This is a genomic window from Robertmurraya kyonggiensis (assembly GCF_005116465.1).
GTDB lineage: Bacteria > Bacillota > Bacilli > Bacillales > Cytobacillaceae > Robertmurraya > Robertmurraya kyonggiensis.
This window is the reverse complement of sequence record NZ_SWBM01000001.1, coordinates 2,167,358-2,190,039: the sequence shown is the minus strand read 5'-3', so window position 1 is coordinate 2,190,039 and position 22,682 is coordinate 2,167,358. Positions and strand designations below refer to the sequence as shown.

Annotated in this window: 31 protein-coding genes and 1 other RNA gene; 27 read left to right on the top strand and 5 right to left on the bottom strand. The window is 36.3% G+C overall.

Annotation, left to right across the window (positions count from 1 at the left end):
- The first annotated feature begins 182 nt into the window (after positions 1-182).
- The 10 genes from ssrS (at position 183) to FA727_RS11035 (ending at position 6,553) form a co-directional block, all read left to right on the top strand.
- A non-coding RNA gene (gene ssrS / locus FA727_RS11075) (6S RNA) lies at positions 183-368 on the top strand.
- Between the two features lie 140 nt (positions 369-508).
- Entirely contained in the window at positions 509-1,276 is a 768-nt protein-coding gene (locus tag FA727_RS11070) for a tRNA threonylcarbamoyladenosine dehydratase (RefSeq protein WP_126407334.1), read from the top strand.
- A 195-nt stretch (positions 1,277-1,471) separates the two neighbouring features.
- Positions 1,472-2,317, top strand: a complete 846-nt coding sequence (locus FA727_RS11065; protein WP_136830937.1) for a DUF4037 domain-containing protein — start codon at positions 1,472-1,474, stop codon at positions 2,315-2,317.
- Positions 2,318-2,392: 75 nt separating this feature from the next.
- The gene (locus FA727_RS11060; protein WP_158318837.1) at positions 2,393-2,812 is read left to right on the top strand and encodes a hypothetical protein; all 420 of its coding nucleotides are present in this window, start codon (positions 2,393-2,395) and stop codon (positions 2,810-2,812) included.
- A 261-nt stretch (positions 2,813-3,073) separates the two neighbouring features.
- Positions 3,074-3,268 (top strand): hypothetical protein, encoded by a 195-nt coding sequence (locus FA727_RS24030; RefSeq protein ID WP_158318836.1) that lies wholly within the window; start codon positions 3,074-3,076, stop codon positions 3,266-3,268.
- A gap of 16 nt (positions 3,269-3,284) precedes the next feature.
- On the top strand, positions 3,285-3,494 hold the full coding sequence (locus FA727_RS11055; protein ID WP_136830935.1) for a hypothetical protein: 210 nt from the start codon (positions 3,285-3,287) through the stop codon (positions 3,492-3,494).
- Positions 3,495-3,544: 50 nt separating this feature from the next.
- Positions 3,545-4,561, top strand: a complete 1,017-nt coding sequence (locus tag FA727_RS11050) for an aminoglycoside phosphotransferase family protein (protein WP_136830934.1) — start codon at positions 3,545-3,547, stop codon at positions 4,559-4,561.
- A 110-nt stretch (positions 4,562-4,671) separates the two neighbouring features.
- Positions 4,672-5,250 carry a glycerol-3-phosphate 1-O-acyltransferase PlsY gene (plsY, locus tag FA727_RS11045; RefSeq protein ID WP_136830933.1) on the top strand — a complete coding sequence of 193 codons (579 nt, stop codon included), beginning with the start codon at positions 4,672-4,674 and terminating at the stop codon, positions 5,248-5,250.
- Between the two features lie 142 nt (positions 5,251-5,392).
- The gene (locus FA727_RS11040; protein ID WP_194138511.1) at positions 5,393-5,875 is read left to right on the top strand and encodes a hypothetical protein; all 483 of its coding nucleotides are present in this window, start codon (positions 5,393-5,395) and stop codon (positions 5,873-5,875) included.
- Positions 5,876-6,118: 243 nt separating this feature from the next.
- Positions 6,119-6,553, top strand: a complete 435-nt coding sequence (locus tag FA727_RS11035) for a hypothetical protein (RefSeq protein WP_136830932.1) — start codon at positions 6,119-6,121, stop codon at positions 6,551-6,553.
- Positions 6,554-6,800: 247 nt separating this feature from the next.
- On the opposite strand, the gene FA727_RS11030 is transcribed toward FA727_RS11035, so the two are convergent.
- On the bottom strand, positions 6,801-6,995 hold the full coding sequence (locus tag FA727_RS11030) for a hypothetical protein (RefSeq protein WP_136830931.1): 195 nt from the start codon (positions 6,993-6,995) through the stop codon (positions 6,801-6,803).
- Positions 6,996-7,243: 248 nt separating this feature from the next.
- On the opposite strand from FA727_RS11030, the gene FA727_RS11025 reads away from it, so the two are divergent.
- From FA727_RS11025 to def, 5 genes are all read left to right on the top strand, one after another.
- Positions 7,244-7,498, top strand: coding sequence for a hypothetical protein (locus tag FA727_RS11025; protein ID WP_136830930.1), 255 nt, complete (start codon positions 7,244-7,246; stop codon positions 7,496-7,498).
- A complete protein-coding gene (locus tag FA727_RS11020; protein ID WP_158318835.1) occupies positions 7,470-7,694 on the top strand; it encodes a hypothetical protein in 225 nt (74 codons plus the stop codon). The genes FA727_RS11025 and FA727_RS11020 overlap by 29 nt, the downstream gene beginning before the upstream one ends.
- A gap of 139 nt (positions 7,695-7,833) precedes the next feature.
- Entirely contained in the window at positions 7,834-8,046 is a 213-nt protein-coding gene (locus FA727_RS11015; protein ID WP_136830928.1) for a helix-turn-helix transcriptional regulator, read from the top strand.
- Positions 8,039-8,431: a DUF2178 domain-containing protein gene (locus FA727_RS11010; RefSeq protein WP_136830927.1), complete on the top strand. Its 393-nt coding sequence runs from the start codon at positions 8,039-8,041 to the stop codon at positions 8,429-8,431. The genes FA727_RS11015 and FA727_RS11010 overlap by 8 nt, the downstream gene beginning before the upstream one ends.
- 98 nt (positions 8,432-8,529) lie before the next feature.
- Positions 8,530-9,108, top strand: coding sequence for a peptide deformylase (gene def / locus FA727_RS11005; RefSeq protein ID WP_136830926.1), 579 nt, complete (start codon positions 8,530-8,532; stop codon positions 9,106-9,108).
- 143 nt (positions 9,109-9,251) lie between these two features.
- Here def and FA727_RS11000 read toward each other — a convergent pair whose 3' ends face one another.
- Both FA727_RS11000 and FA727_RS10995 read right to left on the bottom strand, forming a co-directional pair.
- Complete coding sequence (locus FA727_RS11000) at positions 9,252-10,097, bottom strand: DUF1129 family protein (RefSeq protein ID WP_246041771.1); 846 nt, start codon at positions 10,095-10,097, stop codon at positions 9,252-9,254.
- Positions 10,098-10,424 (bottom strand): PadR family transcriptional regulator, encoded by a 327-nt coding sequence (locus FA727_RS10995; RefSeq protein ID WP_136830924.1) that lies wholly within the window; start codon positions 10,422-10,424, stop codon positions 10,098-10,100.
- 395 nt (positions 10,425-10,819) lie between these two features.
- On the opposite strand from FA727_RS10995, the gene FA727_RS10990 reads away from it, so the two are divergent.
- On the top strand, positions 10,820-11,158 hold the full coding sequence (locus FA727_RS10990; RefSeq protein ID WP_136830923.1) for a PadR family transcriptional regulator: 339 nt from the start codon (positions 10,820-10,822) through the stop codon (positions 11,156-11,158).
- Positions 11,155-12,354 carry a DUF2812 domain-containing protein gene (locus FA727_RS10985; protein ID WP_136830922.1) on the top strand — a complete coding sequence of 400 codons (1,200 nt, stop codon included), beginning with the start codon at positions 11,155-11,157 and terminating at the stop codon, positions 12,352-12,354. Before FA727_RS10990 ends, FA727_RS10985 begins: the two co-directional genes overlap by 4 nt.
- Positions 12,355-12,487: 133 nt before the next feature.
- Here the strand turns inward: FA727_RS10985 and FA727_RS10980 are convergent, their stop codons facing one another.
- A complete protein-coding gene (locus FA727_RS10980; protein WP_136830921.1) occupies positions 12,488-12,985 on the bottom strand; it encodes a hypothetical protein in 498 nt (165 codons plus the stop codon).
- A 159-nt stretch (positions 12,986-13,144) separates the two neighbouring features.
- Here FA727_RS10980 and FA727_RS10975 point away from each other — a divergent pair, with 159 nt between their 5' ends.
- From FA727_RS10975 to FA727_RS10955, 5 genes are read left to right on the top strand one after another with little or no spacing between them, the layout of a single operon-like run.
- Positions 13,145-13,915: a hypothetical protein gene (locus FA727_RS10975; protein ID WP_136830920.1), complete on the top strand. Its 771-nt coding sequence runs from the start codon at positions 13,145-13,147 to the stop codon at positions 13,913-13,915.
- Positions 13,916-13,920: 5 nt separating this feature from the next.
- Positions 13,921-14,292, top strand: a complete 372-nt coding sequence (locus tag FA727_RS10970; protein ID WP_136830919.1) for a GntR family transcriptional regulator — start codon at positions 13,921-13,923, stop codon at positions 14,290-14,292.
- Complete coding sequence (locus FA727_RS10965; RefSeq protein ID WP_136830918.1) at positions 14,289-14,975, top strand: ABC transporter ATP-binding protein; 687 nt, start codon at positions 14,289-14,291, stop codon at positions 14,973-14,975. Before FA727_RS10970 ends, FA727_RS10965 begins: the two co-directional genes overlap by 4 nt.
- 14 nt (positions 14,976-14,989) lie before the next feature.
- Positions 14,990-15,916 carry an ABC transporter ATP-binding protein gene (locus tag FA727_RS10960; RefSeq protein WP_136830917.1) on the top strand — a complete coding sequence of 309 codons (927 nt, stop codon included), beginning with the start codon at positions 14,990-14,992 and terminating at the stop codon, positions 15,914-15,916.
- Entirely contained in the window at positions 15,909-16,868 is a 960-nt protein-coding gene (locus FA727_RS10955) for an ABC transporter permease (protein ID WP_136830916.1), read from the top strand. Before FA727_RS10960 ends, FA727_RS10955 begins: the two co-directional genes overlap by 8 nt.
- Positions 16,869-16,906: 38 nt before the next feature.
- On the opposite strand, the gene FA727_RS10950 is transcribed toward FA727_RS10955, so the two are convergent.
- Positions 16,907-18,175 (bottom strand): replication-associated recombination protein A, encoded by a 1,269-nt coding sequence (locus FA727_RS10950; RefSeq protein WP_136830915.1) that lies wholly within the window; start codon positions 18,173-18,175, stop codon positions 16,907-16,909.
- 228 nt (positions 18,176-18,403) lie between these two features.
- On the opposite strand from FA727_RS10950, the gene FA727_RS10945 reads away from it, so the two are divergent.
- The 5 genes from FA727_RS10945 to FA727_RS10925 all read left to right on the top strand — a co-directional run bounded on the left by FA727_RS10945 (position 18,404) and on the right by FA727_RS10925 (position 22,660).
- The gene (locus tag FA727_RS10945; RefSeq protein ID WP_136830914.1) at positions 18,404-19,093 is read left to right on the top strand and encodes a YczE/YyaS/YitT family protein; all 690 of its coding nucleotides are present in this window, start codon (positions 18,404-18,406) and stop codon (positions 19,091-19,093) included.
- Positions 19,090-19,509, top strand: coding sequence for a cysteine metabolism transcriptional regulator CymR (cymR, locus tag FA727_RS10940; protein ID WP_126407256.1), 420 nt, complete (start codon positions 19,090-19,092; stop codon positions 19,507-19,509). The genes FA727_RS10945 and cymR overlap by 4 nt, the downstream gene beginning before the upstream one ends.
- A 101-nt stretch (positions 19,510-19,610) precedes the next feature.
- Positions 19,611-20,756, top strand: a complete 1,146-nt coding sequence (locus FA727_RS10935) for a cysteine desulfurase family protein (protein WP_136830913.1) — start codon at positions 19,611-19,613, stop codon at positions 20,754-20,756.
- Positions 20,757-20,794: 38 nt separating this feature from the next.
- Positions 20,795-21,910 carry a tRNA 2-thiouridine(34) synthase MnmA gene (gene mnmA, locus FA727_RS10930; RefSeq protein WP_136830912.1) on the top strand — a complete coding sequence of 372 codons (1,116 nt, stop codon included), beginning with the start codon at positions 20,795-20,797 and terminating at the stop codon, positions 21,908-21,910.
- Between the two features lie 90 nt (positions 21,911-22,000).
- The gene (locus FA727_RS10925; protein WP_136830911.1) at positions 22,001-22,660 is read left to right on the top strand and encodes a tetratricopeptide repeat protein; all 660 of its coding nucleotides are present in this window, start codon (positions 22,001-22,003) and stop codon (positions 22,658-22,660) included.
- The last annotated feature ends 22 nt before the right edge of the window (positions 22,661-22,682 follow it).

The window sequence follows — 22,682 nt, the reverse complement described above, 5'->3', positions numbered from 1 at the left end:
ACGTTTGGCTTTCGAGGCGCGAAGCCTTGGGAGGAGCGGAGTTACCAAGATAGGTAATGAGCACCGGACAAGGAGAAGCAATGAAGAAAGCGAGCGTTTATCAACAGCTTAACTGGAAATATATTCAAGGCTTGTTCCCTTGAATGGTAAGCCTCAATATGCTAAGATAATACCAATAAGAGAGAGTCCTGATGTGTTTGTGGTAGACCCTATGTTTTGACCTAACATACTACCTTCGGGAGTTCGCGTTTTCGAGTGAAGTAAATGCCTAGCACATAGGACTTACAAAAGCTTGGAACAGAACACCCACCTGCTGAGTGCGGGTTCAAAACGAAGGAAAATAATGCGACGGCACAATTGGGACTCTTTCATTTTTTAAACCCGTTCATGCAGCTATGCATGAATTTTTTTTGCGCAAATAAAACAAATACATAAAAGTATGGTATATTCTTAACGGGTAAAAATAGAAGCATGCCTTAATTATAATGAATGTTGGAGTGGTTATTACATGTTGCATCAATTTTCACGAAATGAGCTAGCCATTGGAACAGAAGGGCTAGATATCATGAAAAATAGTACAGTTGCTGTACTTGGAATCGGTGGAGTAGGCTCATTTGCAGCTGAAGCACTTGCTCGTTCTGGAGTAGGAAGATTAATTCTTATCGATAAAGACGATGTAGATATTACGAATGTGAATAGACAAATTATTGCTTTATTATCTACGGTTGGTAGGCCAAAGGCTGACTTAATGAAAGAGCGCATTAAAGATATTAATCCGGAATGTGAAGTCATTGCGTTGAAAATGTTTTATACAGAAGAAACGTATGAGCAAATTTTTGAATATGGCTTGGATTTTGTTGTAGACGCATCTGATACGATTGTTTATAAAATTCACCTCATGAAAGAGTGTTTAAAGCGAAATATCCCGATCATTTCGAGTATGGGAGCAGCGAATAAAATGGACCCTACTCGCTTCCAAATAGCTGATATTTCAAAGACACATACGGATCCGATTGCGAAAGTGATTCGTACAAAGTTAAGAAAAGAAGGCATTCGCAAAGGAATTCCAGTTGTCTTTTCTGATGAGAGCCCGGTTGTCATCCGTGAAGATGTACGCAAGGTTGTTGGGAAGGAAGATGCACCAATTCGTAAGGCGAAAATGCCTCCAGCATCGAACGCTTTTGTTCCATCTGTAGCAGGATTGGTTATGGCGAGCTATGTGGTGAGGGAATTATTAAAAGATATCAAAATCACTCGTGTTAGTGACGAGAAGTAAGTAAAATATGAGATCATAATTAGCACCCTAAGAAGCATTTTGACAATGGCTATTGTCATCGTGTGAATTAGGGTGCTTTTATATTGTCATTTGTTTGTCTATTTTAGATTATTTTGATAAAAATCAAGGAATTATTTATGATAACATATAGTTAAAGTTTTGGAATATTATGAACAACATTAAAGGTGAGGTTTTGTGGGTTTACATAAATTGGCATCAAATATAGCAAGGATTTATGAACTTAATACAAAAGTTGAAGCTGTGTTATTGGGCGGATCTGTATCAAGAAACTGGAGTGACAGATATTCAGACATTGAATTATTTATATTTTGGAAGGAACAACCAACAGATGAGGACCGGAAAAACCCGATCTTGAAATTAGAAGGGGATATCATCGATTTTTATCCATTTGAAGATGAGGAATGGTCAGAAACGTATATTACTGAAGGTGTAAAGTTAGAAATAAGCAATTTTTTAACTGATACAATCAACAAAGTCATAAATGATGTAACCTTATCTTTTGATACAGATTTAGATAGACAATGCATAGTTGCTACAGTAAATAATGGAGTTCCACTTAGTGGTGATTTGGTTATTAAAAGGATGAAAGAAATAGTCAATAACTATCCTAATGAATTAAGTGTAGCGATGATACAAGAAAATATTCATTTAGGTAACAGATGGAATAATCGTGAGGCTCTACTCAATCGTCAAGATTGGTTAATGTTATATAAAGTAATTGTAGAAGTATCAACTAAAATAATGGGAATACTGTTTGGTTTAAATCGTCAATATGTTCATCATCCGGCTTTTAAGTGGCAAAATAACACTCTAAAATCAATGACTATCACCCCAGATAATATAGTAAATCGTATAGAATCTATTTTTCTGGAGAACCCTTCAATTTCCATAAGAGTATTAGAAGCAATAATTCAAGAACTATATGAACTCATACAAAGGGAACATCCACAATTAGATCTATCTAAGGTTATCGAGATATCATTATTTGTAAGACCCAAAAATGGAAAAATAGATCTTTGATTAAAGGGTAGGATAGTTCGAAAAGTTGGAGAAATGGGAGTTTAAAGGAGAAATATGGTTATTATGACGGTTAATATGAAACCAACAAAAGAACAAGTTAGTGATTGGATAGAAAATTTTGTCCCTAAAATAGACCTCTTTTTTGTAGAAGAAGACACTTTAGCAATGTTTGCAGAGCATTTAAGTGAGGTCTTAGTTGTTCCAAGAAAGGAATTTTTTGAGCATTCATCCTACAATCAAATTCAACTTGTAAATAGTTTTATGTATTGGAACATTTCGGACAAAGTTAAGTATGTTATTGTGGCACAACCCGATTGGATATCAAAAATCTCTGTACTAAGTAAGAGAGAGATACTTTTTAATCAGTATAAAGTAGGCAGGGGATTAATTTTCCCTATGTCACTATTTCCTTTTTCGAGTTCACTTCCCGAGGACTATATTTTCGAGGAAAAAGGGGAGAAGTTCTTAATCATTCAGAGCAATATTTGGAACTAGCTGCCTTTTAAAGTAAAAGAGAGTGCTATTCAAGAATATGCCCAGCTTTGGGATAATTGGATTTGTTGTGATGTTCCTGACCAGACACCTATACATATAAAGAAATATGCCAACAAATTTTCGACAGTACCAGGTAGTAATTGTTTATCTGCTACTTTATTTGCTATTACAGGACAAGAGTGGATTCTTGGAGAATGGGTTCACCCTGATACATTCATAAACGGGTTAGAACGAGCAAATTTTTCCCTGACAAACGGTAAAATGCAAAACGGGGATGTTATTACTTGGGCAAATAATGATGGAATTATTCAACACGCTGCTTACCACATAGATAATAATTACTTTTTTAATAAAAATGGCCAAACGTTTTTCAATCCTTGGAAGATCATACATTGGAATCAATTAAATGAGGAATGGAGCCAGTACAACAAAAAGGTTTATCGTAAAAGGTCGTAAAGAGGAGGATGAACCAATGGATAAAACAGTGACTTTTTCATTCAGTAGCAAAAAATATGAAGGTACAGAAGCGAAAGAAACATTTACTTTCAAAGAATTAGGCATTGATGAGGATTTGGACGATGCAGTACTAAAGACAGAAATAAATAGAATTTTTCAGGCTTGGGCTTGGGATAAGCTTAATATCTCATACAGCATAGTATTCGACAAAATAGCAAGTAACTAACCGATCGCAGTGCAGATTAAACAAACGAAGTAAAAGGGAGGCTGGAAGAAATAAATATTAAAGTCGAAACGCTGAACTATGCCTTAAGCCGACAGTTCAAAAAGGATATTATCTCGGCCGACAGCCAAACCATGCCCTTACAGGGAGGAACTGTGGGAAATGTATACCTGATAACGGGGAACGCCGAAACCGCAGATGGTGAAAAATTGCTATATCGTATCGTGCTGAAAATCCAGAAGAAATGGGAACGTTACGGTGATCCGGGTTCATGGCGCAGGGAATATGATCTCTATGCATCTGACTTTGGAGCGACGTTCTCGGATGCTTTCCGCTGGCCGGCATGTTATCATGCCGAGATCAATGCCGAAGAAAATGAATTCCAGCTGTGGCTGGAATATATCGATGGCGTAACCGGTTTAGACTTGACCGGCGACATGTATGAACAGGCTGCGCTTGAGTTAGGACGCTATCAAGGCAAGTTGTATGCGGAGCAGCCCGTTGTTCTGCAGAGCCTGACTAACCTAAGTCATGCAGCTCTCATGAAGAATACTTATCTGCATTACCGGTCATGGCCGGTAGTCTACGAGTATATACGCTCGGAGGAATGCGAATTCCAGCAGCAAGTGCGGCAAATGCTCATCGACATCGATGAGCACGCAGACGAGATACTTGCCCGTATCGAAAAACTGCCCCTCGTACTATGCCACCGGGACTTTTGGATAACTAACTTGTTCTATGCAGATGGGAAAATCGCGCTCATCGACTGGGATACATCTGGATGGGGCTATTTGGGCGAGGATCTTGCAAGCCTGATTGCGGATGAATCGGATATCGATCACAGGGTCGAATACTACCGACGATGTGTCCCTGCGTATTATAAAGGCTTTTCGGAGTATACAGATGTATCCCCTATCGCCGATCATTGCGTATACGAGCTGATCCTTCTCATATTCGGATACAGGCTTGTGGAGGGGTATCTCCATACAGAAGACGATGAAGAGAAGACGAAGCTTGTTAACACGCTCCAAAAAATCTACGAAATGAAGGCCATCCCTACACAGGTTTGACTCTAAAAAAGAACTTATTCAACTATCGGGGTTAATGTAAGAAGGATTGCAGGAAATCAAATGCAATAATAGAAATACTTACTTAACAAATTATGTAAGGAGATAATACTTTGTACATTATAACTTTGATACTAAGTTATTTAATTGGCTCAATCTCATTTGCTTTAGTAATAGGTAAAATGTTTTATAAGAAAGATATTCGTGATTACGGTAGTGGTAATCTTGGTGCAACTAATGCTTATAGAGTTTTAGGTATGAAAGCAGGAGTAATCGTTGCACTTGCAGATATATTAAAAGGTACATTTGCTTGTTTACTTCCACTGTTACTTGGTACTACAGTTAATCCTATTGTATGTGGATTATTAGCCATATTAGGGCACATATTTTCTGTTTTTGCTAGTTTTAAAGGTGGTAAGGCTGTTGCAACAGCAACTGGAGTTTTCTTGTTTTTGACTCCATTGGGGGTTTTTGTTGGTTTTGTTATGTTTGTCTTAACTTTACTATTTACTAAGTATGTATCACTAAGTTCAATGTTGGCTAGTATAGCATTATTTGTTTACAGTCTTATATTTGAAGATAAAGTTATCATAGTACTTACTCTACTAATAAGTGTATCGATAATCATTCTACATCGACAAAATATAAAGAGAATTGTAAATGGAACAGAGAACAAAATAGTTGAAAATTAGTTTTTACTTGTAAAGCTAACGGGCGATAATTCAAGAAGTATTATGGTTTATTATTGTTGAAGTCATTCTTGTATTAATGAGGCAGATTTCTTCAAACAGGTATGGACATTTTCTGTAAAACAAGGTTAGAAGGAGGTTAAATGTGCGAAAAGTTTATCTAGATAGAAAAGAATTACCTGGAGCCGTAAATATAGAAGATACTGAGATTATATCAGCAGGTACAACAATTTTTTCTATGAGTGTTAATGATAGAAATGAGGAGTATCAAAGATATGCTAACAATTACGATATTCAATTTATATTTGATGATAATATTCCACATATAGAATTTTTCACGGTTCCACATGTGGATATTATGGCAAAAGATAGTAAAGGTGGATATATCGGAACCCTTGGCCAACAATGTGACCTAAGAAGTGACGCACCAATTTGTTATATCAATAGGGAGTTAGAGTGCTTTATAATTTCTGAAAACGGAGAAGATTTTCTGAGTAATACAGAATCATGGCAAGACAACTTGAAACCCTATGATAAAATTACCGTTTATCGTTCGAAAGCAGAAGCAAAAAGGGAACTAGAAATTATCGATTCGTCTGTGATAGGAATAGATGAAATTAATCTATAAATTTTAACAATGAGTGGAGTATAGAAGGAAAGATGAAAAACAGATTAAGGGAGAAACCGCAAGGAGAAAAAGTTAACTCGCAATTTCCTATCAAATTATAGTTTTACTAGTGTAATAGATTAAAGTTTATATGGCTCTAGAAGAAGGGTCCTTTTTATTGAAGTAAAGGAGCAGAATTGATTAACAAGAAATTTGAATGTGGTCTTAACTTAATAGAATCATTTAGCAGAAGGGGGGATATAGTTGACTTATCATGCAAAAACTCAACAAGGTATTATAGTTTTTCTATTTGCAATGGTTGCATTAACTTCAAGTATAAATGTATATGGTTATGAGAAAGGGAATTTGTTCTTACGAATAGCACTACCTATTTTCCTTTTAGTTGCTGTTTTTATCAAATATAAATTGACAATCAACGAAGATTATCTAATATATCAAATATTTATATTTAAGATCCCTATTTATCAAAAGGAATTTGAACCTAATCAAATAAATCAAATAAAATTTATACGTATTGGTTGGGCGAAAAAAGGGGCTATTATCAAACCCAAAAAAGGATTTAATACTCGTGTTTTACGTTTTGAACCCGATGATGTATATACAGATCTTATTGGTTTTGCTAACAAGAATTCTATTGCAGTATCTAAAACAAAGGATTATTTGATTTTAGAAAAATGATAATGGCCTTCTTCCGCTATTCGGAGTGAATCTTTAAGAAGGAATTGCATTTTTGATTTTTGATATACGACTACCCTGCTTTATACTTTAAGAATAATGTTTAAAATAGTAAAAAGCGTAAACAAAAAAAGCATTCAGGTGAATGCTTTTTAACATATTCTCGTTAGGTGTATGTACTCGTCCGATCTGTCCATCTGTTAGCCTGCATTTGTTACCAAGGCGATATGTCCCCGATTTTGCCTCTTAATTAGACACCCATTTTTCTACGAGTATTGCTTGGTTTTTTCGATTGCTGGCTTTTCAATTTTTTTGTTGAAAGGTCGGCATTCATTTTTCCTTTACCAGCAGAGGTCTGGTTCTTTTTGTTTTCAAGCTGCTGCTTCATTGCTTCTTGCAGGCTGATTTTCTTTTTTGGAGCTTGTGATTGATTATTCTCAGTCATAGGAAATCCCTCCTTTTTGCATATGATAGTTAGTCAAGTATAATCGATTTTCGCTTATTTGTGAAATTACAACGAGAGTAATGTGAGCAGAAACGTAAAATGATTTAAATCTTTGTCGAGATGCCTATATAGGTAACAATTGAAAAATAACATTTAAATCCTTAACAAATAGTTCAGAAGCTCTTTTTAATTTGATTAGAAAAGCAGGGTAGTGGAAGAAAGAGTATATTTAAATTTTGAGGTGTAATATGAAAATATATCTTAAATTATTTATAGGATTGCTTTTTGCTTTGATTCTGACAGGATGCATTGGGGAAAGTTATGATTTTAGCCCTCCCTCTGTTAAATTATCAAGCGATAGCACTATTGAGTCAGCAGAATTAGTAGAAGCAAATATTGATTGGCATGGGGAAAATAACAACCAAATCGAAAAAGAGTCTAATGACATTTTAGTTAGCAAAAAAACAACAACCAATGTACTTTATTACTGGGGAAAAAGTTGATTTGCTTTTTGAACACGCAGATTTTAAGACCAAAGGGTTAAGTGTTTCAGTTTGGCAAAATGATAAGAAATATGATTTAGAAGTTAATAAGGTTTCCTTCTATTTTCCAAAAGAAAAGGGTGAGTATGTAATTGAGGTAAATCTTCAAACTGATAGAGGCAATGCTCAATATATCGGTAATGTTGTTATGAAGTAGGTTGATTAAATTGAATTAACGGTTAGCGTTTTTATGATAAATGGAGTGTAAAACATGTTTGACACCTCATTTGTCTTTTTTTATAATTTAGGTGTAAAAAACATTTTACACCTAACCGAAATTTGAGGTGGAGTAGTAAATGGATAATAGAATAAAGGAATACAGAGAAAAATGCGGTCTTTTACAAGGGAACTTAGCAGAAAAATGTAATGTAAGTAGACAAACGATAAATGCCATTGAAAACAATAAATATGACCCAAGTCTGCAGTTAGCATTTGATATTGCAAGGACTTTAGGAGTTTCAATGGAAGAATTATTTATATCAGAGAATGGAGGCAAAAGGAATGAATAAAACAAAAAAAATTATTGCAGTTTTAGTCTTTATAGTTTTCTTATCTATAGCAGGATTCTCTTTATACAAGTGGATAAGATTTGAAATTATTGATGCTGGTTCTATATTCTTTAGTTTTCTTGCTTTAAGTTATTTTTTTAATTGGTTGAATTGGGGTCATCGTTTAGGCGGTGGCGATAAAGATGAATTAGATAAACATATTGAAACACAAAGTGCCAAAATAGGTTATTATGTTCTAATGGTTCTTTCTGGTTTAATACTATTTATTTCTGAAGGAACTGGAAGCTTTAATAATATTGATAATTATCCACTGGTTATAGTGGTGGGTCTTACATTTATTACGGTACCAATTACAGAATTTATTTATTCGAAGAAATACAAGTAATAAAAATGATTATTAAATATATAGGTACGTTTCTAAAAAGTGGAGACGCTAGTTTCGAACGAAGTAATTTAAGTTAAAAAGGATTTGAGGTGTTTTTTATGAATAAATTTAACTCGGAATATATAATTACGATGAAAGATATAGTAAAAGAAGGTTCTGCAATATTGCGAAAGGATACTGAAGAGGTTAGAATTCCAGTTTCTAATCAAGATAAAGATGCTTTACTATGTATGCTTCAATACTTAAAAAACAGTCAAGACCCAAATATCTCAAAAAAATATAAACTTCGTCCAGGATCAGGATTATCTGCTAATCAAATTGGCCTTGATAAACGTATGTTTGCAGCATTATTTGATGATGGACAAAAAGATAAAGAATTTATGTTAATTAATCCAAAAACCATCAGCCATTCTCTAAATATGATTTATTTACCTGAAGGAGAAGGTTGCCTTTCGGTTGATAGAGAAGTAAAGGGATTTGTTACGCGATATGAGAGAATTAAGGTAAAAGCATATGACATAAATGGGCAAGAACAAATCTTTAAATTTAAAGGATATGGTTCCATTGTTATCCAACATGAAATAGATCATTTAAACGGAATAATGTTTTATGACAGAATAAATAAAGAGAATCCATTTAAGCTGCCAAAAAATGTTGAGATTGAAAGTTTATATTAATTTAACAAAATGTACAAATATATTATGTGCAATATTTTAAATTATGGGTTTGTATTTTTTATAACAAGTAAAAGGCGCGATTATCAATAGAGATCGCGCCTAATTCATGTTTGGCTATTGAATTGAATATGTCTTATCCATAGTTAATTATCATCATTCATTTTTCGAAGAACCAACCAATTGACTAGTCCAAAGAGTGCAAGAGGCAAAATAATAGCCAGAACAAGAAATGTTGGATTTTTACCCCCTTGGAACAATTCCTTCGTTTGTGGAATCCTTAATAATAAACCAAAAAAACCTAAACTGACAATATAAACAAGGGCTCCGTAGAAGTCTCGGTTCTTCTTGAATAAAACATAAACAGTTGCCAAGATGAGAATAATTACAATGGCTATCCAATCAAATGGAGGATCTATTTTCACAATGCCTCGTTTTGGTGCATATAAATTAATCAGGACAAATAATCCAATTGGAATCATGGTTAAGCTCCATGCAAATAAAAATTTAATTATCTTTGGAAATTGTTTTTTTATATAAATACTCCAATGTAATAACTTAAAGGCGCCATAAACCAATGCAATGGATAATATCCCATTCATTAATAGAACAAGAACATTAATTTGTAATGTTGGTGCAATAAAGACTCCGCAAATAGTGTAGAATGAGCTTATTAAAAAAATCAAACCACTTATTTTAAAAATAGATTTCCATGAGGGTTTTTCAAATTGCTTTGTCAGTTGATCGATAATTTCTTTTGGATTTTTACCAAAATACGCTTCTGCCGATTCCCCATGTTTCTGAGCTTCTAAAATATCTTGTAAGATCGTCATTAAATGTCGTTCTGTTTCCAATTCTTCGTGGAATATCCCGAATGTTCTCATATATACAAGTACATCCTCATAGTACTTTTTATTTTCAGGGGTTAGTTGTTCTCGAGCCTTGTTATTTTGTTCTACTAATTGTTGGGCCGTATTATTTTTCAAATCCACTCACTCTCCGTTCTTTTCTAAAATTCGATTCACTTTTACAATCAACGAACTCCATTGATCTTTAAAATCTTCTAATTGTTGTTCCCCTTCAGTCGTAATAAAGAAGTATTTTCGATTCGGCCCATCGGGTGAAGTTAGCTCCGAACTTGTAATTAGCCCTTGTTTTTCTAATTTTTGCAGGAGAGGATAAATAGTTCCGCCTACGATTGTTGTAAACCCATAATTACGCATTGTTTGCACCAGTTCATAACCGTAAATACGTTGTTCTTTAATAATAGAAAGCACACAACCTTCAAGTATGCCTTTTAATAACTGTGTTTCTTTCATTTACTCACCTCACTAGTTTGTAAAACATATTAGTTAAGAATATTGTATCATTCAACAACTAGTTTGTAAAACAAACTAGTTTAATTTTAAGTTATTGGACCAAAATTGATAAATCATTTTCAACTAATGTAAGCTAAAAGTAGAAAACAGAATAATTGTATTTGCTCTTCAGCAATCAGTCACTATTCGTCCAATTTCTTAATTCTAATATTGAGAAATTGGGCTTTTTATATTTGTGCAAGTCGTTCATATGGATTCCTTTTGAAAATTCCAATATGTGGAATAAATTTTCTTGATAGATAGGTCACAGCGTGATATAGTCATACCAAGACATATCTGTTTGTGACATATTTATTTGCTATTCAAGAAAATACATAAAAGCAAAACCGATTGAGGTGGTCATATTGGACTTTGAAAAAGTGCTAAAAAAGTACTTACCAATGACGGAAACGGCATTTTATATACTTTTATCCTTAACAGTTCCGCGGCATGGATATGGGATTGTCAAACATGTAGAGGAGATTTCAGGAGCACGAATTCGATTGGGTTCTGGTACAGTCTATGGAACACTAACCAAAATGCAAAAAGATGGGATAATAACTGTATTCGCTGATGAAGAAAGAAAAACAGTTTATGAGGTAACTGAGATTGGGAAAAATTTAATAGCTGCTGAGATAGTGAGACTGAAAGAATTGCACCAGAATGCCATAAAATACGAGGAGGATTTTTTATGATTAAAGTAGTTAAACCATTTTGGAGCTACGACATTAAAAAAACTGAACTGTGGCTTTCTGAGATGGCGAAAAAAGGTTATTTGTTAGTAGGATTGAATCGATGGACGAGTTGCTTTTTCTTTCAACAAGGCAAGTCGAAATCAGTAACATACCGAATAGGATACGAGCAAACGCATGGTTTTTCATTGTCTAGGACTTTAGTAGATGAAGGTTGGACAGAGGTTATAAAATGTGGAAAATGGTACATAATCTCAAATGAAGAACCTATTGAACAAATAAAAACCTTTTCTGTACGCGATGGCATAATCAAACGGAATAGGACAATTATGTACATTTTCAGTGGTATCTTAATTTATTTGACGGGTATTGCTATATTTAATCTTAGTCTGCTGATCTCTTCTTTGTTTCAAGATGTACCTGTTGAAGTTGTCCCTAGTCCAATGTGGATTTTAACATACTCTTTATTGGTCTTTGCAATAGCAATATTTGTTTTATCAATCTATTCAGTTGTCATTATTAAGAAAACCAACAAATATTTGACTAGCGAAAAAACCAGCAAACTTCAAAGTGGTAAGCATACTGAAGGAAGACTAAGTAAGGAAAAAGAAAAGCAATTGAAACTTTCAGGTAAAATGGTTGTTAAAAGAAAGCCAGGGTGGATGTATTCTCCAGATAGACTTGAAGAATGGCTCGAAAACATGGAGAGACTTGGATATAATCTTTACCGAGTCAGTAGAACAGGAACAGCTTTCTACTTTATCATTGGTACTCCTCGTAATGTAAGTTATTGTGCTGATTATCAAAATATATCTAATGAAAGCTATTTCGACATTCATAGAGAAGCAGGCTGGAAGAGTGTTTTTATTTCTTACTCATTTTTACAAAAGTGGACGATATGGAGCCGTGAATTTTCACAAGAAGAGGAACGCCCCAAAATCTATAGTGATAAATTACATCACTTAAAACATGCAAGAAAAGTAGCATTCGCATATACAATTTTGTTTCTTCCTCTGGTTAGCATGTATATTTTATACCTAGTGATATTTATTGCTGGGATGCTTAATAATGGTACATCGGGATTGAGTTTACTAAATATGATTATGTATTTATTTTGTATTTTTATTTTTGGTTCATTCACAGTCAGAACATGGCTGTATTACATGCGACTTAGGAATCGTTATGACTTTCAATTGTAATTAACTATAAATATTAAAAAGCAAGATGAAGTAATTTAAGCTTTGGTTCAATAAAAGGACATACCCTATTTGTCAGTTAAAATATGGTATGTCCTTTAATTTTAGTCTTAAGAAAGAGATCTTTGCCACTCGTTCAATGTACACTCCGCTCTCCAATAAGCGTTTCTGATTCATTTAGTATATTTGCAAACGTTTCGTATTGCTGAAGGAGTTTTTGATAGTTTTCTTTCTTCTCTAGATAGATTTTTTCAAGCGAAGTTTTCTTTTCTAATAAGTGGCTCCGTTCTTTAAGAAGTGCTTCTTTTTCCTTCGTGTCTTCACTAGTTGATCGATTATCCTTTAATTGTTGTAAAAAAAGAATAACTTTGTCTAAATCGAGCTCTTGAGCAGAGGTTTGTACGTATTCCTTAGGAGGTGGAAGCTGTAGCTGTGTTGAGGCGGTTGAAGGCTCTTCTGTTTGATTTAAGACATGATTCCAACGGTAACCACAAGCAGCAGAAGTCCTACCTAGTACACTGGCAGCTCTTTTAAAGGCTGCTGTTTTTGTCGCACCCATTTGAATATGCTCTAAAACGATACTTCTGAGCATTTGATTTTCTTCTTCGGTCCACTTATCCTTTCTACTTTTCACATCATCACTCCTTACAAAAGTCCTTTTATTTAGCGTCACCGAAGGTTGAGAATTCTATGTGAATGGAATTTATTACAAATAATGTTTGTGTTTTGAGAAATATTAGTGTACTATTTAACTAGAACACTAAAACACTAACATGAGGGTGGAGGTCAAAAAATGACAGCTTTTAAGGGCCTATATATAAAAGACTTAAAATTATCTTTCAATGGATTTATTATTGGTTTATTTTTGATCTTTTTTGCGATGATTGCTTCATTTGCGCTAAAAGAATACTTTGTCGAACCTAGTATACCCGCAATAGTCTCGTTCATCATCATCGTATTGCATGTCTTTTATTTACCGGCAAATCTATTTACTTCTTTACAAGTTGAAGCTCAAAGTCAATTATGGCTACATAATCCAAATCGTGGGTGGAAGCTATTTTTAGCAAAAATCGCGGCAGGTATAACTTATTTTGTCGCTTCTTTAATAGTATCCATTATTCTTGTAAAGGTTTTTATTGTTAGAACGGAATACTTAGGCGAATTTGCCGGACTATCAGAAATGCTCGGTGATAATCTACTTATGATAGCTGGAGGAATGTTCCTATCATCCATTTATTTAACGGTATGGTTGCTTTTTTACTGGACGCTCTACCATGCTTTAAAAAGAATACCCTTTTTAAATCAAATACGTTGGTTCGTTCTATTAGTTGTATGGTTGAGTATCACAATAATAGGAAATTTAATTAAGAAGATCCCTGTTGTCAAGAATCTTCAGGAATTGGGAACTGTCAATCTCTATCATTTCGCTACAATTTTTCGCGGTAACACAGTATCACCTGAAACGGCTGAACTGCATCTAGGGAGTATCCTTATCTCTATATTAATTACAGTCGGCGTTTTCTTAACATCGGTTTGGATTCTAGAGCGGAAAGTTGAGGTGTGATAAATATGGAGGAATTCCAGGCATCTAAACCGATATATTGGCAAATTGTTGATAGAATTTGTCATCAAATTGTTAGAGGGGAAATACAACCGGGGGAGAAACTTCCATCTGTTCGAGAAATGGCCATACAAACAGGGGTAAATCCTAATACGGTTCAAAGAACTTATAGCGAATTGGAGAGGATGGCAATCGTGGAATCAAAGCGTGGGCAGGGCACATTTGTCACTGAAGCGAAAGACATCATTATTGAGCTGAAATCAAGATTACAGAGAGAAATCATTGAAGTTTTTGTAAATAACATGAAAGAGCTTGGTTATACAAAAGAGGAGATGATTATCGGATTGAAAAACTTCGTGGAGAAGGAGGACAGAGGATGATTTCTTTTGAGCATGTCACAAAAAAGTATGGTCGTGAAACAGCATTGAACGATGTATCTTTCACACTTGAAAAAGGGAAAATTTACGGATTTTTGGGACCAAACGGCAGCGGGAAATCTACTTCCTTAAAAATGATGGCTGGCCTTGTATTCCCAACTAGTGGAACAGTATCTGTTAATGGAAAAAAAGTCGATCGTAAAATAGCTGCTGAGATTGCCTATCTTTCAGAATTAGATTTCTATTATTCTGCTTTTACTGTGCAAGACATGATCAATTTTTCAGCAAGTCAAGTTTCAGACTTTGATTGGAAAAAAGCAGAAGAATTAGTGGCGTTTATGCAACTAGATCCAAACAAGAAATTAAAACAACTTTCAAAAGGAAATCGAGCTAGACTGAAACTAGTTGTTACTTTGGCACGTAATACACCTATTCTACTATTAGATGAACCATTCTCCGGATTGGATCCAATGGTACGAGAATCGATTGTCAAAGGGCTCTTATCCTATATCGATTTTGCGAATCAAACTGTTGTCATTGCAACCCACGAAATTGATGAAATCGAAACGCTATTAGATGAGGTTATTGCCATTCAGAATGGAGATATTTGGGCGATCGAAAATGTAGAAGAGTTGAGAGAAACAAAGGGACTATCTGTGATTGAGTGGATGAAACAAATATTTTGAAGAGGAGTAGTGCGATGAGTGCAGTAGTAGAAATTCAAAATGTGACAAAAAAAATTAAAGGGAAAACGATTATTGACCAAATTAGTTTTGACGTACATCGGGGAGAAGTGTTTGGTTTTCTTGGCCCAAACGGAGCCGGAAAAACAACAACGATTCGAATGATAGTAGGGCTCATGGGAATTACGGACGGTGATATCAAAATAGCTGGAAACAGCATTAAAACTGATTTTGAAAAGGCAGTAAAGCATATTGGCGCAATCGTAGAGAATCCAGAAATGTATAAATTCTTGAGTGGTTACGATAACCTTGTTCATTTTGCTAGAATGTCTTCCGGTGTTGATAAGAAGAAAATTGCTGAAGTTGTAGAACTAGTCGGTTTGACCGATCGAATCAAGGATAAGGTAAAAACATATTCACTTGGGATGAGACAGCGCCTTGGACTGGCGCAATGTCTTCTTCACGACCCCGATATTTTGATTTTAGATGAACCAACAAATGGTTTAGACCCTGCCGGTATTCGTGAAATTAGGGATCATATTCGTATGTTAGCAAGAGAACGAAATATGGCTGTCATTGTCTCGAGTCACCTTTTAGCTGAAATGGAAATGATGTGTGATCGGATCGGAATTATTCAACAAGGGAAGCTAGTGGATGTTCAGCTTGTACATGATTTTGTCAATGGAGTAGAGAAGGTTTTTGAATTTGAAATTAGTTCAGGAGAGAGAGCAATGGAAATTCTAAAACCTACATATCCACATATCAGCTTCGAAATGACATCTTCTGGCTTAGCAGCGACTGTCCAGAAGGAAGACGTCCCACTTGTGGTAAAAAGTCTTGTAAACGAAGATATTCTAATCTATGGAATCCACGAGATTACGAAATCGCTAGAAGATCGATTCTTAGAGGTCACTACGGAAAGAGAAGGTGTTTTACGTGTTTAAGTTAATTCAAAATGAACTATTAAAGATATTTAAGAGACCAGGAACTTTTGTCATGATTGGCTTGCTCATTTTAATAACAACGGTAGCAGGTGCTTTTATCAAATTTCAATCAAGTGGGGGCACAGTTCCAGATAATACTGAGTGGAAGCAAGGGCTACAGATGGAAAATGCGGACCTCAAGAAACAGATGGACGAATTGGAAGGGCAAGTTCCAGCTGCAGAATTAACCTATTATAAAGAACAAATCGCTGTTAATGAATACCGTATTGAGCACAATCTCACTCCAAATGTAGACTATTCTGTTTGGGAGTTTGTAACAGATCTGCTCCCTATTATTGAGTTTGCTGGTATGTTTACGATCATTATTGCTGCTGGAATTGTTGCGAGTGAGTTTAATTGGGGAACGATTAAGCTTCTATTAATTAGACCAATTAGTAGAGGGAAAATTCTAGTTAGCAAATACGCAACTATACTAATTTTTGCTCTGGTTCTATTAGCTGTAACCTTCGCCTACTCTTCTCTATTAGGCTTAGTCCTATTCGGAGCGCCAGATACATCGAATCCATATTTGAATTATCATCAAGGAACGGTAAAAGAGCAAAGTATGTTCGTCCACCTTGTCATCACTTATGGTTTGCAATCGATTAGCATGATCATGCTAGCGACAATGGCTTTCATGATATCGGCTGTTTTCCGCAACAGTTCCCTTGCCATTGGAATATCTCTATTCTTAATGTTTACTGGATCACAAATTACAATGCTTGTCGCAATGAAATTTGATTGGGCTAAATATATTCTATTTGCTAATACTGACCTAACTCAGTATTTTGAAGGGGAACCTCTTGTTGAAGGTATGACATTGACGTTTTCCATTATCATGCTCGTCGTCTATTTTGCAATCTTCCAGTTCTTAGCACACTTTGTGTTCAAGAAAAGGGATGTGGCGGCTTAATAAAACAAAAAAAACCGCATCCGTGCGGTTTTTTTTGTTTACTTTTTTGAAAGCTTTTCATACACACTAGCTAAAGCTTGCTCAAACTTTCCGGTAGTCTTTGGCGCGTAATATTTTTTATTTTTAATCCGGTCGGGAAGGTATTGTTGCTGCACCCAACCATTTTCATAGTCATGTGGATATAAATATTCTATCCCTCTTCCTAACTCGCGCGCGCCTTTATAATGGGCATCTTTTAAATGATCTGGTACCTCGCCGCTTATTCCTTTACGAATGTCAGAGATGGCCTGATCAATCGCCATAATGGCAGAATTCGATTTCGGTGACAAGCATAATTCGATGACGGCATTTGCTAGAGGAATCCTAGCCTCAGGAAACCCAATTCGTTCGGCGGTTTCTATTGCAGCTAAGGTTCTTGCCCCAGCTTGTGGACTTGCTAGACCGATATCCTCATAGGCGATTACGAGCATTCTCCGACTAATACTCTGTAAATCTCCTGCCTCAATTAGACGACCTAAATAATGTAGTGCAGCATTGACATCGCTACCTCTAATCGATTTTTGAAAGGCAGAGAGAACATCATAGTGTCCGTCGCCATCCTTATCATGGTTAAAGCTTTTCTTTTGCATACATTCTTCAGCTGTTGCGAGGTCGATATGAGTAATCCCATCTTCATCTTTTTCAGTTGAAACAACAGCGAGTTCTAACGCATTAAGAGCGCTTCTCACGTCACCGTTCGAGGAAGTAGCAAGATGACTTAAAGCGTCCTCCGAGATCTCAATCTTGTAGTCACCTAATCCTCTTTCTTCATCTTCGATTGCTCGCTTCAATGCTTGGACAATTTCTTCGATCTCCAATGGTTTAAGTTCGAAAATTTGGCAGCGACTCCGAATGGCTGGATTAATCGCATGATATGGGTTACTCGTGGTTGCGCCTATTAAAACGATTGAGCCATTTTCTAAGTGTGGGAGAAGGAAATCCTGTTTACCTTTATCGAGGCGATGGACCTCATCAAGGAGTAGGATGACTTTGTCTGACATCTTAGCTTCTGCGGCGACAATTTCCATGTCTTTTTTATTGTTAGTTACGGCATTCAGCATTCTAAAAGCAAACTTTGTACTGCCTGCGATGGCACTAGCGATGGAGGTTTTCCCAATTCCAGGGGGTCCGTACAATATCATTGAGGACAGTTGCTTTGCTTTTACCATTCGATGAATGATTTTACCTTCACCGACAAGATGCTGTTGCCCAATTATTTCATCGATAGTTCGTGGTCTCATTCGAAAGGCAAGAGGTTTCATACTCATCTTGATCTCTCCATTTTTCACATTAGTTTTCTTTTACCATAACATGAGACGCCTGAATTTGCATTTGAAACAGAATGAAGACAGACTTCTACATTAACTTACGCCTTCATGTTATGCTATAATGGCAAAAGCCTATCAAATTAATCAGGATTTTGATAATATTTATATCGATAGAGGGTCTTTTATTTTTAAAAATAGGCCCTATAGTAAAGAATGGGGATATCACCAATGGGTATTCGAAAAAAAGGTCAAGTGGGGCCAAGGTTTGCCATTTATCTTTTGGGATTGTTGGTCATGGCACTAGGCTTAGTTCTGTTAATTCAAGCTGATTTAGGGGCAACACCATGGGATGTCTTCCATGTTGGACTGTTTTATCAGTTTGGACTCACAATTGGTAGTTGGTCGATCATTGTAGGAGTTGGGATTTTAACCGTGGCATCGCTTGTCTCGAAAGAATTTCCGCAAATCGGCGCATTTCTCAATATGATTTTAGTTGGTATCTTCATTGATATGTATTTACTCATTCCATTTCTTGAAACTCCGGATAGCTTAATTGGAAGGGTCACAATGTTTGTCGTAGGAATTCTTCTTAATGCTTATGGTATGGGACTCTACATATCGGCTCAATTTGGCGCAGGGCCACGAGACAGCTTAATGATCGCTTTAACAGCAAAAACAGGCTGGAAGGTTCGAAATGTTAGAGCAGTTATGGAGGTTCTTGTCCTACTTGTCGGATGGCAGCTAGGAGGACCCGTTTTCTGGGGAACGATTTTGATTTGTTTAATGATCGGCCCACTAGCAGGAATTTGTTTACCGCAATGTCAACGATTTACCGATCGTTGGTTGAATAAATTAAAGACAAAACAGATCATATTTGATCAATCACAAAATGATTCTAAACGAGGTGCGAGTTTATGAAAATTTCAACGAAGGGCCGTTACGGTCTAACGATCATGATTGAACTAGCGAAAAAGCATGGAGAAGGACCTGTCTCTTTAAAAGCAATTGCACAGGCAAATGACCTTTCCGAGCATTATTTAGAGCAGCTTATTGCGCCATTAAGAAATGCAGGCCTTGTAAAAAGTATCCGCGGTGCATACGGTGGCTATGTATTGGCTAATGAACCTGCACAAATTACTTCAGGAGATATCATTCGCGTTCTGGAAGGACCGATTACTCCAGTTGAAGGAATTGAAGATGAAGAACCAGCGAAAAGAGAGCTATGGATTCGAATTCGTGATGCAGTAAAGGATGTCTTAGAGAATACAACTCTTGAGGATTTAGCAAATCATACGGACCGTGGCGAGTCTGATGCATACATGTTTTATATCTAAGGCTCATATTTTTTGAGCCCTTATTTTTTGTAACGGAGAAGTAAGTTAGTTAAAATCATTGGAAATAGTAAGTTTAAATGGAAAGTTAGTAGGTGGAAGATTTGGAACGGATATATGTTGATCATGCTGCGACAGCTCCTATGCATCCAAAAGTAATTGAGACAATGACGAAGGTAATGGCCGAGCAATTTGGGAATCCTTCAAGTATCCACGCATTTGGTCGCGAAGCAAGACATTTAGTCGATGAGGCAAGAGCGCAATTGGCGAAGAGTATCGGTGCTTCTCCTAATGAAATAATTATCACTAGTGGAGGAACAGAGGCAGATAATTATGCTTTAACCGGTGTCGCGGAAGCGAATAAAGAAAAGGGAAAGCATATCATTACAACTGTTATTGAGCATCATGCTGTTCTTCATACATGCCAGCAGCTTGAAAAAAGAGGGTTTGAGGTTACTTATTTACCAGTTGATGAACAGGGCAAAGTCTCTATTTCAGATGTACAAAAGGCGTTGCGTGACGATACGATTTTAGTATCAATCATGTACGGAAATAATGAAGTAGGAAGCTTGCAGCCGATCCAAGAAATTGGTGAAATGTTAAGAGAGCATCCAGCTGTATTCCATACTGATGCTGTTCAAGCATATGGATTAATGAACATTGATGTGAAAGAGCTGAATGTGGACCTACTGAGTGTCTCTGCTCATAAGATCAATGGACCAAAAGGAATCGGATTTCTATATGTGAAAAAAGATGTTAAGTTAGCCCCTATTTTGTTTGGGGGAGAGCAAGAACGAAAACGTCGTGCTGGTACGGAAAGTGTTGTTTCAATTGCTGGGTTTCAGGAAGCGGTCAAGGTTGCTCAAGAAGAGAGAGAAGAGAAGGTTAAACAGTATCGTGAATTTAAGGAAATTCTTGTGAATGATTTGAAGGAAGCGCAAATTGATTTTTCCATAAACGGATCACTTGAAAATTCACTCCCACATGTTTTAAACTTAAGCTTTCCTGGTACTGATGTTGAAGCGATGCTCGTGAATTTAGATTTGGCAGGCATTGCGGCATCAAGTGGTTCTGCATGTACTGCTGGAAGCATTGATCCATCACATGTACTAGTGGCGATGTTCGGTGAAAAATCCGAGAAATTGCGAAATTCTATCCGTTTTAGCTTCGGATTGTATAATACAACCAAGCAGATTCACAGGGTTGCAGAGAGCGTAGCAGCTATTGTGAAGCGGATAACAAATAGATAAGTCGAGAAATAAAAGGTAAGCAAGTGGGGTGAAGGAAATTGAAAAAGGATCCAAAAGATACACGCGTTGTTGTCGGAATGTCTGGTGGTGTGGATTCATCCGTAGCGGCATTATTATTAAAGCAGCAAGGCTATGATGTTATCGGGATTTTTATGAAAAACTGGGATGATACGGACGAGTTTGGTGTATGTACAGCAACGGAAGACTACGATGATGTCATTCGTGTTTGTAACCAAATCGGTATTCCATATTATGCGGTAAATTTTGAAAAACAATATTGGGATAAAGTATTTACTTATTTCCTTGAAGAATACAAAGCAGGACGAACTCCGAATCCAGATGTTATGTGTAACAAGGAAATTAAGTTTAAAGCATTCCTTGAGCATGCGATGAATTTAGGAGCAGATTATCTTGCAACGGGTCACTACGCGAGAGTGGTAGAACGTGATGGAGAAGTAAAAATGCTTCGAGGAATTGATGAAAATAAAGACCAAACGTATTTCTTAAATCAATTATCGCAGGAGCAGCTTGAAAAAGTCATGTTCCCGATTGGTGATATTGAGAAATCCAAGGTTAGAGAACTCGCAAAAGAAGCAGGCTTAGCGACTGCTACGAAAAAGGATAGTACTGGAATTTGCTTTATCGGTGAACGTAATTTTAAAGAGTTTTTAGGTAATTATCTACCTGCACAGCCAGGAAATATGGAAACTCTTGAAGGGGAAGTTGTCGGAAAGCATGACGGCCTTATGTACTATACAATTGGTCAACGCCATGGATTAGGCATTGGTGGACAAGGTGAGCCGTGGTTTGCTATCGGAAAAGATTTGAAGCGAAATGTTCTTTTTGTAGGACAAAGCTTCCACAATGATAAGCTCTATTCTGATTCCATTATCGCGACCGATATTGGCTGGGTATCAAATAAAGCTAAACCTCAAGTTTTTGAGTGTACAGCTAAATTTAGATATCGCCAACCGGATAATAAAGTGACCGTCCATCTTCTAGAGGATGGAAAGGCGAAGGTAGTGTTCGATGAACCAATTCGTGCCGTTACTCCAGGTCAAGCCGTTGTCTTTTACGATGGCGATGAGTGCCTCGGTGGTGGTACCATCGATGAAATTTTTAAAGACGGAGAACGCCTCACTTATGTAGGGTAATAATAAGCATAAGCCTCGATTCAATCATATGAGTCGAGGTTTTTATATGAAATTTTTATGTTATACTTTTTAGAAATGGAGCGTGAAAACATGGACAAAAATCAACAAGGTATTCAATATATGCAAGAAGGAAAATGGGAAGAAGCAGCGAAGATTTTTATGGAAGCGATCGAAGAAAATCCTACTGATGCGGTTTCCTATATTAATTTTGGGAATGTTCTTGCTGCAGTGGGTGAAAACGAAAAGGCTCTAGATTTTTTTGAAAAAGCGATAGGGCTTGATGAGAATGCTGCTGCTGCATACTACAGCGCAGGAAATCTTTATTTTGAAAATGACAATTTAGAAGCAGCAAAAGATATGTTTGAAAAAGCGATGCAAAAAGGCTTAAATTCAAGTGACAATTATTTTATGCTTGGATTAACATTAGCACAGCTTGACCAGCCGAAATTAGCGTTACCTTACTTGCAACGCAGTGTCGAGTTAAATGAAGAAGATGCAGAAGCGCGTTTTCAATATGGACTTTGCCTAGCTGGTCTTGAGTTGATTGATGAAGCGATTGTTCAATTTGATGAATGTGTAAAAATCGATGAAACACATGCGGATGCATATTACAATCTTGGCGTTGCTTACGGATATAAAGAAGATGGAGAAAAGGCTCTACGGATGTTTGAAAAGGCGCTAGAGGTTCAACCAGATCATATGCTTGCAGGCTATGGAAAAAAGCTAATGGAAAAAGGTTCACTCGAATAGGTGAAATGTAATTTAGAGCAAG